Here is a 14,676-nt window from a genome sequence, read left to right as displayed (position 1 = left end):
TCAACAGTTGTTCACGGACTTCGTAGCTTCTGTGATGGCAAAATCTGGGGCATAAGGCCGGAGATCATTTCCGGCCGTTAAGAGGGGCGGCAAGAGACTTGGCCCGGCTAACCGCAGGTTCTAGGCGCATTACACCAGTGTATACTACGCCGGTCCGGCCAACCGAGCTACAGTCGATCCTGTCCCGACGCACACCTCCCAAGCCGCCGTGGACATAAGCTTCGGTTCCTCGCCCGAAGCCAGCGGACCTCCGCCCCCCGTCCGCGCTTAAGGCCGTCTTTGCCTCTGCAAAGGCGGCCTTTTTTTAGTCAAGCAAGGGGTTCATCTTGGAAGCCAAACGGTCATGCCGGGCTCCAGGCCGCTGTCACCGCTGGTGGGATCGAGCCTCAGCCAGAAACTGTTGAGATCGTGATCGCCGACCGCGCGCGCTGCCCGCCAGGTGGCAAATTCGCCAAGTGGCCGAAGTTCGGTGACGCGTGCCTCGATGGTGCCGCTGTTCGTCTTCAAGGTGACGGTCTTGCCGATCGTCAGATCCTTCAAAGCATCTTCGCGCAGCGTGAAGGCAAACCATCTCTGACCCTCCGGCTCGATCGTCATCACGGGTGTACCGGGGGACAGGGCCTCACCCAGTTCTGCGACCTGAATGACGACGGTGGCATCCGCCGGCGCCGTCAGGTGCGTCTTGTTGAAGGCAATCTGTGCCTGATCGACAGCTGCCAGGGCCGCCGCCACCTGGGCGTCGGCAAGCGCGAGTTCCTCCTTGGTCGGGCCGGCGCTTGCTGCGGTCAACTGGGCGCGCTTGAGATCGAGATCCGCCTGCGCTTTTTGAAGTTGCGCCGCGGCATCGTCGAGGACCTGACGGCTGCCGGAGCCCTTCGCAAAGAGCGCGGCTGCGCGCGTGTTCTGCTGTTGGGCGAGCAGAAGGTTTGCCTCGGCGGTTTTGACCGATTGCTCGGCCATGGCCACTTCTTCCGAGCGAACGCCGGCATAGACGTGGTCGCGGTTCGCCTTGGCGCTGGCTGCTGCTGCCTTGGCTTCTCCCAGCGCAGCGGCCAGTTCCGGGCTGTCCAGCGTTGCCAGCAGGTCGCCTCGCTTCACAAGCTGGCCCGGCCGGGCGACAAGGCTGAGCAGCCGCCCGCCGACCTCCGGCGCGATACGGATCTCGGTACGCTGGACCATGCCGGGCGCGGCATTACCGGTCGCGCCGGTGTCGCCGGCGAAGGTGGCCGCCCCACTGCCAAGCGCAGCCGCGACGAGCGACGCCATCAGCAGCGGCGTGCGCAAGACGGAGCGTCCAAACATCCTAGCCTTCATTCTTGCCTCCTTCGTGCCTCGTTGCCCACCACGCAGAGGCCATGGCGAAAGCCGCGTAGACGATCGCCAGCGCCCACAGGGCCTGCCAATTGCTGCGCACATCGGCCAGCGACGCGCCCATCTGGTTCACTCGCACCAGGCCGTCGATCGCCGAAGTGCTCGGCAGCACTTGGCTCGCGATGCGGATCGACTTGGGGATCGCCTCGAGCGGCCAGGCCACGCCCACCTGGAAGAACAGCGGCAGGCTGATGGCGATGAACAGCAGCACCGCCGTCTCGCGTCGAGTGAACCACGATCCGACGAATTGCCCCAAAAAGCTCACAGCAAGGATGAAGGGGATGACGAGCGCCAGCATGTCCGGAAGGCGGCCATTCGTCGAGAACCCGTAGATGCGCGGCAGGATAATCAGGTAGAGCGCGAAGCCGGGCAGGACGAGTAGCAGATGCGCAAGCGCCTGACCCAACACTGCCGCCGGTCGGCCACGACCGCCTCGGGACGCCTGTCCTCCCCGTTCGAAGGCAACGCCGCCGAGCGTGGCCACGCCCATCAGCAGGGTCTGCTGCAGGATCAGGATGAAGGCGGCGGGCACGACGTAGCTGGCATAGCCGCCAGTCGGGTTGAATAGCGGCTGATTCAGAATTTCGACTGGCGAGTTCCTGACGAGTGCGGCCCGAAACAGGCTCCCATCGCCCCTTGCTGTGCCCGCCGCGACGTCCGCGGAGGCGGTCGCTGCCGCCTCCGTTATGCCCTGCAGGGTGCGATTGTAGAGCAGGAAGTAGGCGGAATCGACATAGATCGGCAGCCGAGCTCCGGCACCTTTCAGAACTTCGCGCTCCGTGCCTTCCGGGATCCCGACAATGCCGAATACTTCGCGCCGGGCGAGTGCGGCCTGGGCGGCCTCCAGCGTGTTCGGACGAGCCACCACTTGGGTCGCCTCGTCGGCATCGATCATCTGGATGAGCGATCGGCTCAGATTCGTCGTGTCGTCGTCGACGACCGCCACGGGGATTTTGCGGACCAGCTGCCCGAGATAGGGCTGGGGGTAGAATACGCCGTAGATGACCGGCGCCAGCACGATAAGGCCGAAGACCGCGCTGTCGCCAAGCACGCGTTTGTATTCGGCCACGAACGCCCCGACGATGCCTGGCTGCGCGACAGGCTGTGCCGCGGCTGGCTCCGGATGGCGGTCGGGCGCGCGGGCTACGGCGTTCAGCCGCAGCCAGGATAGCGCGAAATAGAGGGCGGCGAGAGCGGCAAGCGCCATGAATGGCCGCACGGAGTCGGAGGCGGGTACGCCGCGAGCGGCCTGATCGAACAGGATCTGGATATACCAGCGAAGCGGCAGCATATCGCCCCAGACCCGCGCAAAACCACCCATTGCGAGAACCGGAAAGCCAACGCCGGCAAAGCCGAATGCGGGCGAGCAGATGATGCCGGTCAACGACAGGCCGAGGGGGAGGTTCCTGACGAGCAACTGGAGCAGCGCCCCGAGCGACAAATAGGCTATGACGAGAAGAAGAGCAGAAGCGCCCATCAGAACGGCATCGCCGCGGAAGGGAATCTGATTCAGTCCGTGAATGATGCCGAGCCCCACGACCATCATCAGGACAAAGATGCCGAAATAGGGTGCGAGCTTGCCAATTAGCGCTGTGAGGGGACTGCCGCCCGCGGCGTCCAGCCACGCCCGCACGCTGCGGGATCCGAATTCGGAGCCGACGGCATAGCCGCCCGCGATCGCCGTCAAAACATGGAGCACAGTCGGCAGAATGGCGCGCAACAGAAACTGCACATAGTTGAGGGCGGGATTAGTGAGCACATATTGCTCGGTGATAAGTGGCCCGGGGCGGTATCCGCCTCCGCCTGCCTGTCTGGGCAGTGTCGCAACGGCCGCTGCGATCGACGCCTGCAATCCGCCCGATGCGATATTGCCGGGTGAGAAATATTGTTTGTTGTAGAAGATCACGATCTGCGGGCGTTTAGCCGCATCAATATCTCGCTCGAAGTTCTCGGGAATATAGACCGCAGCAATCGCGGCACCCGAGCGGATCGAGTGCATGGCGCCGTCAAGATCGGAGGATCGGTGCGCCACGGCGACGGAAGGCGCGGCATCGATGGATTGGATGAAGCGCAGCGACGTATCGGAGTGGTCCATGTCGACCACGTCGACGCTGAGATTTCGGACCACCGCATTGCTAAAGGTTGCGGTCAGGATGGAAAAGGCGATCAGCGGAATGGCGAGCACGAGCAGCAGCGCCACCCGGTCGCGCCAGATCCACGTCACCTCGCGCGAGACGACCGCAAAAAGACCCGGGGTTGCGTGCTGAGACATCAGCGTTCACCGCTCCATTGGAGATAGGCGCTCATGCCGGGACGAAGTTCTGGAATTTTCTCGGTCGGATAGGCGCGCACTTCGAAGGTGCGCAGGTCGAAATCGCCGGTCGCACGCGTCGCCCGCCAGCCGGAATATTCGCCGCGGGTCGCGATGGTCCTGATCTCGACCGGCACCAGCCGATCGCCGAGGGCGGGAATGCGGACATCGAGCTTATCGCCGACCTTAAGGCCCTTCACGAGGTCTTCGCGCAGATTGAAGCTTAGCCAGACATCGCTGAGGTCCACCAGCGAGAGAAGGGGCACTCCGGGCGATACGAACTCGCCGATTTCGGCACCCACCTGGTAGACCTGCGATCCGACCGGCGCCGTCACCGTCATCTCGTTGACTTGGGTATTGAGGGTGGCAACCGCTGCTGCCGCCTTATCCACGTCGGCTTGCGCAACGCCACGCTCTTCCTTGGTGTAGCCTGCAACGGCCTCGTCATAGGCGAGCTTTGCTTGTTCGAGGCTGCGCCTTGCCACATCGAGCGATGCTGTTGCCTCGTTCAACGTCTGCGTCGAGGCGACGCCCTTGGTGGTCAGTTCGTTCGTACGGTTGTAAGTCTGCTGGGCGAGTACCAGATTGGCCTCGGCCGCGGCGATTGCCGCCTTGCGCTGCGCGACGACTTCCTGGCGGATGCCGGCATCGATGCGGGCGAGTTCGGCGATAGCGACTGCTTTTGCCGCTTCCGCCTGTTTCAGCTGGCTGATGATTTGAGGATTGTCGATCTTCACCAGCACTTGGCCGGCGGCCACGTTCTGACCGCGATCCACCGGTCGCTCGCCGACCCTACCTTCGACACGGGCGGCGATGTCGATGCGCGTGGCATCAGCCTCTCCCTGCACCAGCAAGGGCTGAGGCTGGACAAGATACCACAGAGACAAGCCGACGATCGCCGCAACCGTCACGGTGACGATGAGGGCGGCTGTGCGGGAAGAGCCCGAGTGAGGCCCGGGCTTGTCGGGTGGCGAAGAGGAATTCTCGGCCGGACCGGCCTGTTCGGTTCGAGACTGCCCCTGGTCGTCCATCGCAAACTCTCCTTGACCCGGCACACTTTGCCTGTGTCCACCTTAATTCACTTTGGGGGCCCCGGTGAAGGGGAGTTTGCCGCTCGCCGGCTCGCAGGGGCAGTTGACTTTCTCGAATATCCGCATCGAGTGCTCTCGCCGGATGCCGCGCAGCTCATCAGCAATTACAATCGTGCGTTCCGGCGGTAATCAGACTGGGGCCAATACCCGCTCGATGCGCAAACGGGACGCTGGTCTACCCGGCCGAAAGGTCGATCGGGTCGTTGAGATCGCGTGCGAGATAATCCTGGATTTGCTTAACGATCTGTTCGGCATGCTTGGAGGCAAGCTTGTCGGCAAGTTCGACCTCGCGCCGCTCGATCGCGGCGATCATCTCTTCGTGCTCGTCGACATATTGGCGAGGCAGCCGGTCGTCAAAGGTGCGGTAATAGAGCCGGAGAATACGCCGTCCTTCGTCAAGGAGCCGGCTGAAGAAGGCCGTATAATAGGAGTTGCCAGCAAGCTCGGCGATAGCGACGTGAAATTCGCGGTTTGCCTCGATCATCGCCAGGGCATCGCGGGCCGTAACGGCGGCGGCGAATTCCTCCTGTCGCTTTCGAATATCGCCCATGGCCTCGGCTCTTGCGCGCTGCGCTGCACCGCGCGTGGTCACACGGTACATCAGCGTCAGGGCGTCGAAATAGGTTGGCAATGCCGCAAAGTCGATTTGCGAGACGATCGTGTTACGGTTCGGCAGTGTCGTAACCAGGCCCTCGCCGGAGAGTCGCAGCAGCGCCTCGCGGACCGGTGTACGCGACATGCCGAAGCGTTCCGAGAGCCTGACTTCCTCCAGCGCGTCGCCCGGCGGCAGCGTCATATCGAGGATTTCCTTGCGCAGTACCGTATAGACACTTTGAGTGCCGGTGCCGCGCGCGCGACGAAAATCGCTTTCTTCAGATTCGACATGCGCCATTTCTCGTCCTCTTTTCTCGGAACCGCCACCGGGATGAATGCAGCTTGTCGACCACGGATGCCGCCTCGTCAAGCAGGGTGCCCCCGGCGGGCCCTGACAACCGCCGTCGCGCCGCCGCCAGCGACGCGCGACGGCGGTTGTCAGGCTGCGCTCCCCGTCCGCACGTTCCCTGCAAATCTCTATAGCATTTTACGATTTATGTCGACAAATAGAATACAAGGAGCTATGACCGTTGCGAGGCTCAGCCTTTCCAGGCGGACGATTGTGTCACGAGGCCCGCAGTCCCAGAGGATATTGAATGAAAGCCAAGATTTTTACAGGCGTCGTCCCGGCGCTCATGACCCCCTGCAAGGAAGACCGCAGCCCGGATTTCGAGGCGCTGGTCCGCAAGGGCAAGCAACTCATCGCTGAAGGCATGTCGGCCGTCGTCTATTGCGGTTCGATGGGTGACTGGCCGCTGCTGACTGACCAGCAGCGCATGGAAGGCGTCGAACGCCTCGTCAAGGCCGGCGTGCCGGTCATCGTCGGCACGGGCGCCGTCAATACCGCCTCGGCGGTCGCGCATGCCGCGCATGCACAGAAGGTCGGGGCACAGGGCCTCATGGTCATCCCGCGCGTCCTGTCGCGCGGCCCGTCGCTCGTCGCCCAGAAAGCGCATTTCAAGGCGATCCTCTCGGCTGCTCCCGATCTGCCGGCGGTCATCTACAACAGCCCCTATTACGGCTTTGCTACCCGCGCCGATCTGTTTTTCGCGCTGCGCGCCGAACATTCCAATCTGGTCGGCTTCAAGGAATTCGGCGGTCCCGCTGATTTGCGCTATGCCGCCGAAAACATCACCAGCCGTGACGATGACGTATCGCTGATGATCGGCGTCGATACGGCCGTCTTCCACGGGTTTGTCAATTGCGGTGCGACTGGCGCCATCACCGGCATCGGCAACGTGCTTCCCAAAGAAGTCCTCCATCTCTGCAACCTCGCGCAGGCCGCCGCGGCCGGCGATGTTGATGCCCGCCTGCGCGCGCATGAACTGGAACAGGCGCTAGGTGTCCTGTCGTCCTTCGACGAAGGGCCGGACCTCGTGCTCTACTTCAAGCACATGATGGTGCTGAAGGGCGACAAGGAATATGCGCTCCACTTCAACGAAACCGACGCGCTGACCGAGAGCCAGCAAGGCTATGTGGAGGCGCAATACAAGCTGTTCAACACGTGGTATGCCGAGTGGAGCAAGCTTCCGGGCGCGGTTCAGAAGTGGAAATCCTGAGAGGCGACTGACGAAACTTGAATGGAAGTGCACCACATCGGTGGTCTCGTAGATTGGAAGGCCGGAGCATTTGTTCTGATGCTCCGGCCTCGTTTGTGATTGTGTTGCTGTGCTTCTCCGACGCGGCTCGATGGCCGAGCTCGACCGCCGTTATATCAGGCCTTAGGCGTCCGTTTTCGGGACGATGATCCGCGTTGCCATCGGATAATGCGAATTGCCGCCTTCGAACGGCGGGAAGGTCTTGAAATCCTCTCGCATGGCTATGCGCGCCGGAGATTGCAATGCCACCTGCAACGCGGTCGGGCTATCGAACATCACCCGGTTGCGCTGCATATAGTCGACGCGCTCCCAGGGCAGGAAGCCGCACCAATCCACGCGGGACAGAACCTCGATCTGGCGGATGTCCGGAAAGGTTCGCATCACCTGGGGATGGTGGCTGACATAGTGATGCAGCCATACGTTAAGGTCCTCGGCCGGACCTGTATAGTGGACCACGTAGCTGCACGGCAACACGTTCTCGCCGGTACGGAGTCTGTTGTCGTCGACCGGAAAAGGCCGCACATACATCGCCTGCTGCGTCGCCTTTGCGCCTTTTATGCTAGTGAGAATGCCGGGTGCCGCAAGCTGCTGTAAGTGGCCCGCCGCGCCGACAGCATTTTCGAGGTCTGTCAGTTCCTCGAAATAGAGCTGCATGCCGAATACCGGCGATTGCTCCGTCTTGTTGTACATGTCGTTGGTTGTTTCGGGCGTATAAATGTTGGCGGAGATGAGGCCCGGTGTTGCCTTGATGATCGCTGCAGCGGTTTCGCGTTCGGTTTCGCTGACGGCAAGATCGCCATCGTCGGCGCTTTCGAAAAAAGCAAGATAGGCGAAAGCCATATTGAACTCTCCGTGCTCGCGATGAAACTGTGCGGTCGAGCCGGAATCCATGGCCCACCGCGGAGATTTCAGTATCGAGTCGGGCAGCGGAAAAAACAAGTTTAAACGTAAACTATCTCGCGATCCTTCTCTAGATGGAAAGCCAGCGCGCAAACGAGTTCGCTCGAAAGCGCACCCGCATCGACCTGAAATGCCCGCTCGACGGCATGTCGCGCAATCGTCTCAAATCGACAGCACTTTGCCGGTGTTGAGGATGTTGTTCGGATCGATGGCACGCTTGATACGCTCCATTAGCGCCAGCTCTTCCGGTGTGCGGGAAAGCCTGAGATAGGGCTTTTTCTGGAGGCCGATCCCATGTTCGGCGGAAATCGTGCCGCCCGCCTGTCTGACTGCACCGAAGACAAGCTCGGTGATCTCTTTATGCGGCTGCGTCCCGCCGGCCGAAGGGATATTGCAGACCAGATGCAGGTTGCTGTCGCCGATATGGCCGTAACTCAGCGCGATCGCATCCGGCCAGCGGCCCTTTATCGCGGCTTCGATGTCTCTCACTACTTGGCCGGCGGCGCCGGTGGGCAATCCGACATCGAAAGCCGTCTGCGGCCCCATCAGCCGTCCATATTCGGAGACGCTTTCTCGGACTGCCCACAGATCGCGTGTCTCGCGCTCGGAGGACGGCAGAATGGCGTCTGATACCCAGCCCTGCTCAAGCGCGTCGGACAGTACCTGTTCGAGCATTGCCCGGTTTTCGTCGGCATCGCGGCTGGCCGCTTCGATCAACACGTAGATGCCGTGCGGCTCGGAAAAGGCGCGGCGCAGGTCGGGCAGATTGCCGCTCATGAAATCATAAAAACTCGGCCACATGACCTCGAAGGATATAAGAGCCGCCCCCATGCGCTGCCGCGCGCTTTTCAGCAATTCGAGCATTGCCGGAAAATCGGGGCATCCACAAAAGGCGGTTGCGAGAGCGGCGGGTTTTGCCTGAAGGCGCAATACGGCGCGGGTGATGACGCCAAGTGTCCCTTCCGATCCGATGAAAAGCTGCTTCAGGTCGTAGCCGGCATTGTTCTTCAGCATCTTGTTGAGCGACCGCACAATTGTGCCGTCTGGCAAAACGACTTCGATGCCAAGCACCTGTTCGCGCGCCATGCCGAAACGAATGACACGATTGCCGCCGGCATTGGTTGAGAGATTGCCGCCGATGACACAGGAATCGCGAGCGCCGAGGTCAAGGCCGAAGAAAAGCCCTGTTTCCTCCGCAGCCGCCTGGATGATGCTGAGCGGCGTTCCTGCCTGCACGGTCATCGTCGCCATGACGGGATCGATCTCATCAATGCCATTCATGCGGTCGAGCGAGAGCGCGATGCCGTTTTCGATCGGACGAGCACCGCCGGCAAGTCCGGTCAAACCGCCTTGCGGCACGACCGATATCCGGAAGCGGTCGCAAAGCCGAAGCGTCGCGGAGACCTGTTCGGTGGTGCGCGCGCGGACCAGGGCAAATGGCACGATGGGTTCGAGTCCAGCCCAGTCATTGTGGAAACGCGCGGGGATGTCGGCACCGAAAATGACGTCGCTGCCGAGTTCGTCCTTGAGCGATTGAAGGAAAGCTTCTCTCATCACGTGGCCTCGATTTACCCGAAAACATTTGTCAATTCTGATAACAGAATTGGCAGAGGTAAGTATCCGTAGACGGCGCGAGGCCGAATATAGCCAGATAGCAGAGATAAAAAGCCCGGCGGGACGGTTCCCGCCGGGCTTTGACGCGTTGCTATTGGATGGTGTTAAGGTCAATGCCCTTTGTGTCGCGGATGAAGATAAGGCCGATCACCAAGCTCATCGCCGCAACCGCAATGGGATACCAAAGGCCGTAATAGATATCCCCCTTGGCGGCACTCATCGCAAAGACCGTTGCTGGAAGCAGGCCGCCGAACCAGCCGTTGCCGATATGATAGGGCAGGGACATGCCGGTATAGCGGATTCGGGTCGGAAACATCTCAACCAATATCGCGGCGATGGGACCATAGACCATGGTCACATAGATGACGAGAATGGTGAGAATGGCAATCGTGAGCGGCCAATTGACTGCATTGGGATCGGCGACCATTTTGAACGCACCAGCGTTCGCTATGCTGAAAACAGGCATTTCCGTTGCCCCGGCAGCTTGTTCTGCAGTGAGCAGCTTCGCCTTGACCAGATCGGTAACCGGCACGACCGTCTTTTCGCCGGCACGGATCGTGGCCGCATTCAGGCCAAGTTCAGGGTTTGCCGCAATGAAGCTGTCAAGCTTGGCGTCCGGCACCTTTGCCGGATCGCGTGCGAGCGGAAAGCCGGCCTTCTGCAGGGCCAGGTTCAGATCATGCGCAAATGCTGCGCTTTTTGCCGCCGCGCCCGCGCCCGCGGTGACGGCGTTGAATGAAGTGACGGTCGTTTCGCCAACCTTGACCGTCGCCGGCTGGTCGGCGGGACCTTGAACGATGACGTAGGGGACGGAGCTCCTGGACAGGAACGAGGTGGCAATGTCGCAAGAGTTGTTGAATTTCGCTGTGCCGACAGGGTTGAACTGGAATGTGCAGTCGCCCGGCGCTGCGGTGACGGTGGCGCGGATCGTTTGTTGTGCCTGGGCGAGAGCCGGATTTGCCGCAAAGGTCAAGGCGTTGAACAACGGGAAGTAGGTCAGGATCGCCAGGGCAAGGCCGGCCATGATGATCGGCTTGCGGCCGATCTTGTCGGACAGCCAACCGAACAGCACGAAGAAGCCGGTGCCGATCAGGAGCGCGATGGCGATCATGATGTTGACTGACTGGCCATCGACCTTCAACACGTTCTGCAGGAAGAACAGCGAATAGAACTGGCCCGCATACCAGACAACAGCCTGACCGGCCGTGAGGCCGAGAAGCGCGAGCAGGGCGATCTTGGCGTTCTTCCACTGCCCGAAGGCTTCCGACAGCGGTGCCTTGGAGCCCTTGCCCTCTTCCTTCATCCTCTGGAAGGCCGGCGATTCACTGAGCGACAGGCGAATCCACACGGAAATGCCGAGAAGGATGAAGGATACGATGAAGGGGATACGCCAGCCCCAGTCGGCAAAGGCGTCCTTGCCCAACCGATTCTGCACCACGAGGATGACGATGAGCGACAGGAAAAGCCCAAGGGTTGCCGTCGTTTGAATCCAGGAAGTGTAGTAGCCGCGCCGGTCGTTGGGCGCGTGTTCGGCGACATAGGTCGCCGCGCCGCCATATTCGCCACCAAGCGCCAAGCCCTGCAGCAGGCGCAATGCGATCAGGATGACCGGGGCAATGATGCCCCAACTGGCCGAGCCGGGTAGAACACCGACTAGGAAAGTCGACAGGCCCATGATCGTGATTGTGATCAGGAACGTATATTTGCGGCCGACGAGGTCGCCAAGCCGTCCGAACACCAGCGCACCGAATGGCCGGACAAGGAAGCCGGCCGCGAATGCGAGCAGTGCGAAAATATTGCGGGTTGCCTCCGGATAATCGCTGAAAAAGGCAGCACCGATGAACACGGCCAAGGAGCCATAGAGATAGAAGTCATACCATTCGAAGACAGTTCCGAGCGAAGATGCGAATATCACCTTCTTCTCTTCCCTGGTCATACCTCGACCAGAAGTACCCCGACCAGAAGTCTCACCTACAGAGGTGGTTACCATTTTTATTCCTCCCAATTGCACTAAGGACATGGCCAGCAGACGCGTGCCATGTCCTCCATATTGACGTCGCACATAGGCTCCCCAGCCGGACTGGCGCGATATGCCAGCGCCGGTGCGCGTCTCTGGATTTCCTCCCCCCAGAGGTCACGCACCCGATGCACAAGAGAAGTGTTAAGCAAAAATTGAAAAATGCAATGGCCGCAACTTGCGACCATGGTCTAAAACTGTGTGTAAGGCGGCAAGCGCGGGCAAGGTAGTCCTCGGTATCGCTCATTCCTGAGCGGCCGTGGTTGACGGAGACGAAGCACACGCAAAAGCCGTCTTTTCATGGCAATTCCGGATCGGACGGCATTCAATCCGAATTGGACGGACGTTGAGTCCGAATCAGATGCACTAGAATCCGGATCAGACGATGTTGAATTCCGGATTAGACGAGCGTTTGATAGCCCGTAATAGGTCAGGTGCGCGCTGTACCTCATCGATGGTCGACACGTCGAGGTCTCGGACAAAGCCCGCCGGGTCAGCACGGATCGAAGCAAGGGTGGTGTCGTCGTCAAGGGTGAAGTAAGGCCGATCGACCGTCATCAGCCTACGCACCATAGTGGTCTTGCCGCACTGCCGCGGACCGTTGACCAACACGACGGGTGTATCGACGAGAGCTGCCAAGATTTGCTTGGTTACGCTCCGTCGATGACGATCGTCGGCCGGGACGATTCCTGCTCACGGGATCGGCGAATATTCTCACTCTTCCGACCGTAGCAGAGAGCCTCGCGTTATGTCGGGCTGTTCGAGCAACTCTTTCTCGTGAGGCGGATTGAGCCGTGGTTTCGTAACCAGCTCAAACGGCTTGTAAAAACGCCGAAGCTGCATTTTCTGGATTCCGGACTGCTCGCCGCCATGTTGGGCGTTGCTCCGGACCGGATCGCCACAAACCGCTCCCCCTTTGGGCCGCTGCTGGAAACCTTCGTGGTGAGCGAGGTCCTCAAACTGGCGACGTGGTGCGAGACTGCTCCTGCCCTGTACCACTATCGCGATAAGGACCAGGACGAGGTTGATATCGTTCTTGAAGACAACACCGGCGCCATCGTCGGTATCGAAATCAAGGCCGCTGCCACTGTCACGAATGCGGATTTTAAGGGTCTGCGGAAAATTGGGCAGGTGGCCAGTGATGCCTTTCGCATCGGGCTTGTTCTTTACGATGGAGACAAAATCCTACCATTCGGCGACCGGCTCTACGCGGCCCCCATCTCGTGTCTATGGGGGCCTTGATCATTTCGGTTCTGCGCATTGATGCTGGAAACTGGGTTATGCCGGTTGAAGCCTGATGCGTTGCAATGGCGGAAAGGCAAGCGCGATAGCGACAGCGCCGAGCCCGACCATGGATGATCCGATGAAGAGCCAGGAGTAATTCTCGAAGGTATCGAAGATCCAACCGCCCGCCAGCGGACCGAATGCCATTCCAATGCTCGACAGCATTGTTGCGGCGCCGAAAACCGTGCCGATGACGCGCGGGCCGAAATATTCGCGTGCCAGCACCGCGTAAAGCGGCATAACCCCGCCATAGGCGCTGCCGAAGATGACTGCGAGGGCATAGAATTCGCCGAGCTGGCTGACAAAGAGATAGGTCGCGAGTGCGGCGGCCTGCACCAGCAAGCCCGTGACCAGGACTGGCTTGACTCCAAACCGGTCTGCAAGCGTGCCATATAGAAGTCTGCCGCCGAGCCCCGCCAGCCCCTCGACACTGTAGATGCTGACTGCTGCCATCGGGGCTACGCCACAGATCGTCGCATAGCTCACCATGTGGAAGATCGGTCCCGAATGCGCTGCGCAGCAGGCAAAGAAGGTTCCGCCGAGAACGAGGAATTGCGGCGATCGGAATATCTGTCCGAGCGGTACAGTGGGCCCTTCGGCTGCGGGGTCGGCAGACGGGCCGCCTGCAACTGCTGGCGCGCGTCGCACCAAAAGCGCTGCCGGCACCAACAACACCCACGCTAGAATACCAATGAGCATCATGGCCGTCCGCCAATCATAGGCCGAAATCAGCCAGCGGGCGAAGGGCGAAATCGTCATTGGTGCAACGCCCATGCCGGCGGAGACCAGCGAAACGGCGAGACTGCGGTTTTCTTCGAACCATGCGGTGGTGGCCGCGATCATCGGCGCGAAGAATGCGCTGGCCGCAAGGCCGACGAGAATGCCGTAGGTCAATTGAAATTCGAGCAATGATCCCACGCGGCTCGCCAAAACAAGCGCGAGCCCCAATAGCACTGCGCCCGTCAGCACGACAATACGAGGGCCGAAACGATCGGTCGCCGTGCCCCAAAGGAAACCACCCAGACCCATCACCAGGAAATTGAGCGTCATCGCGCTCGCAATGCCGGCATGTGACCAACTGGTGGCGGCGGCAATCGGCACCTGGAAAATAGCAAGTGAAAACATTGCGCCAAGTGCGACGCAGGTCATTAGCGCGCCGGCAGCCACGATGACCCAACGATAGGAAACGCTCATATCCGCTAAACCCCATATTTGTGCGATCGATCTTTAATGCGGCATGGACGCGCCTATTCGGCTGCGCCGGCCCATTCCCTAAAGACGCTCGGACCAGCGCGATTTCGACAAGTTCCTTTCATTTTATTTGTCTCGTGGACGGTTGTCCGGCGCACCAATTCACATGAGCGCTTCAGCAATCGCTGCTTGAGCCGACGATCGATCCCTCTTCAATGAAGAGCTGGCCGAACGCCGCGCGCATAGCGCCTAGTTCCAATTCGAGCGCCGCCATTCCTCGACGCGCTCATCCATATCGATGCTTCCCCTTTCCATGAGGATTGTCTGCGCGGCGTCGTGCTGCTCCTTACTGACTTCTTGCACGGTTACCAGGACGCCGCCGCGTCGAAGCGCTTCGGCATAGGTCTTGCGCTGCTTGTCCGTGAAGAAAAGCCCGGTCAAGGCGTCAATGAAGCCGAGATGATCGATCGGTGGTATGCCGGGCCGGTTTCCAGGCGTCATGGTGATGGCATCTTTCGATATGCCGGCCTTCTGGAGCTCTTCCGACGCCTTTTCAGCGTCGGACTCTTCATCAAAAAATGCACTGAGCGCATGCGAACCGGGTTTTCCTGCGATTTCCATGGTGTTTCTCCATCGCTATACCTGAAGTCATAACGATGGGGGCAGTTCGCGGTTCCTCCGGGGTTGCGCGCCGTATCCTGATGC

12 protein-coding genes and 1 pseudogene are annotated in these 14,676 nt (G+C 60.5%); 3 read left to right on the top strand and 10 right to left on the bottom strand.

Annotated elements, in window-relative coordinates:
* Nucleotides 1-321: 321 nt before the first annotated feature.
* From PY650_RS25840 to PY650_RS25825, 4 genes are all read right to left on the bottom strand, one after another.
* Nucleotides 322-1,314: an HlyD family secretion protein gene (locus PY650_RS25840; protein ID WP_285882440.1), complete on the bottom strand. Its 993-nt coding sequence runs from the start codon at nucleotides 1,312-1,314 to the stop codon at nucleotides 322-324.
* Nucleotides 1,304-3,643, bottom strand: coding sequence for an ABC transporter permease (locus PY650_RS25835; RefSeq protein ID WP_285882439.1), 2,340 nt, complete (start codon nucleotides 3,641-3,643; stop codon nucleotides 1,304-1,306). Before PY650_RS25835 ends, PY650_RS25840 begins: the two co-directional genes overlap by 11 nt.
* Nucleotides 3,643-4,713, bottom strand: coding sequence for an HlyD family secretion protein (locus PY650_RS25830; RefSeq protein WP_285882438.1), 1,071 nt, complete (start codon nucleotides 4,711-4,713; stop codon nucleotides 3,643-3,645). The genes PY650_RS25835 and PY650_RS25830 overlap by 1 nt, the downstream gene beginning before the upstream one ends.
* 235 nt (nucleotides 4,714-4,948) lie before the next feature.
* Nucleotides 4,949-5,665 carry a GntR family transcriptional regulator gene (locus PY650_RS25825; RefSeq protein WP_285882437.1) on the bottom strand — a complete coding sequence of 239 codons (717 nt, stop codon included), beginning with the start codon at nucleotides 5,663-5,665 and terminating at the stop codon, nucleotides 4,949-4,951.
* A gap of 298 nt (nucleotides 5,666-5,963) precedes the next feature.
* Between PY650_RS25825 and PY650_RS25820 the strand changes: the two genes are divergently transcribed.
* Nucleotides 5,964-6,926, top strand: a complete 963-nt coding sequence (locus tag PY650_RS25820) for a dihydrodipicolinate synthase family protein (RefSeq protein WP_285882436.1) — start codon at nucleotides 5,964-5,966, stop codon at nucleotides 6,924-6,926.
* A 162-nt stretch (nucleotides 6,927-7,088) separates the two neighbouring features.
* On the opposite strand, the gene PY650_RS25815 is transcribed toward PY650_RS25820, so the two are convergent.
* The 4 genes from PY650_RS25815 to PY650_RS25800 form a co-directional block, all read right to left on the bottom strand.
* Entirely contained in the window at nucleotides 7,089-7,805 is a 717-nt protein-coding gene (locus PY650_RS25815) for a hypothetical protein (RefSeq protein WP_285882435.1), read from the bottom strand.
* Between the two features lie 222 nt (nucleotides 7,806-8,027).
* The gene (locus PY650_RS25810) at nucleotides 8,028-9,419 is read right to left on the bottom strand and encodes an FAD-binding oxidoreductase (protein WP_285882434.1); all 1,392 of its coding nucleotides are present in this window, start codon (nucleotides 9,417-9,419) and stop codon (nucleotides 8,028-8,030) included.
* 151 nt (nucleotides 9,420-9,570) lie between these two features.
* Nucleotides 9,571-11,415 (bottom strand): MFS transporter, encoded by a 1,845-nt coding sequence (locus PY650_RS25805; RefSeq protein ID WP_285882433.1) that lies wholly within the window; start codon nucleotides 11,413-11,415, stop codon nucleotides 9,571-9,573.
* A gap of 459 nt (nucleotides 11,416-11,874) precedes the next feature.
* Entirely contained in the window at nucleotides 11,875-12,135 is a 261-nt protein-coding gene (locus PY650_RS25800; RefSeq protein WP_285882432.1) for an AAA family ATPase, read from the bottom strand.
* 111 nt (nucleotides 12,136-12,246) lie between these two features.
* Between PY650_RS25800 and PY650_RS37695 the strand changes: the two are divergent.
* Both PY650_RS37695 and PY650_RS25795 read left to right on the top strand, forming a co-directional pair.
* Nucleotides 12,247-12,375: pseudogene (locus PY650_RS37695) on the top strand (DUF4143 domain-containing protein); the annotation flags it as partial.
* On the top strand, nucleotides 12,367-12,738 hold the full coding sequence (locus PY650_RS25795; protein ID WP_490390931.1) for a DUF4143 domain-containing protein: 372 nt from the start codon (nucleotides 12,367-12,369) through the stop codon (nucleotides 12,736-12,738). The pseudogene PY650_RS37695 and the gene PY650_RS25795, both read left to right, overlap by 9 nt.
* 36 nt (nucleotides 12,739-12,774) lie before the next feature.
* On the opposite strand, the gene PY650_RS25790 is transcribed toward PY650_RS25795, so the two are convergent.
* Both PY650_RS25790 and PY650_RS25785 read right to left on the bottom strand, forming a co-directional pair.
* The gene (locus PY650_RS25790; RefSeq protein WP_285882431.1) at nucleotides 12,775-13,974 is read right to left on the bottom strand and encodes an MFS transporter; all 1,200 of its coding nucleotides are present in this window, start codon (nucleotides 13,972-13,974) and stop codon (nucleotides 12,775-12,777) included.
* 246 nt (nucleotides 13,975-14,220) lie between these two features.
* Entirely contained in the window at nucleotides 14,221-14,592 is a 372-nt protein-coding gene (locus PY650_RS25785) for a hypothetical protein (protein WP_285882430.1), read from the bottom strand.
* Nucleotides 14,593-14,676: the final 84 nt, after the last annotated feature.

Origin of the sequence: Martinezella calliandrae (genome assembly GCF_030272695.1) — a bacterium.
Classification (GTDB): Bacteria; Pseudomonadota; Alphaproteobacteria; order Rhizobiales; family Rhizobiaceae; genus Rhizobium; species Rhizobium calliandrae.
This window is presented reverse-complemented; position numbering and strand designations above follow the sequence as displayed.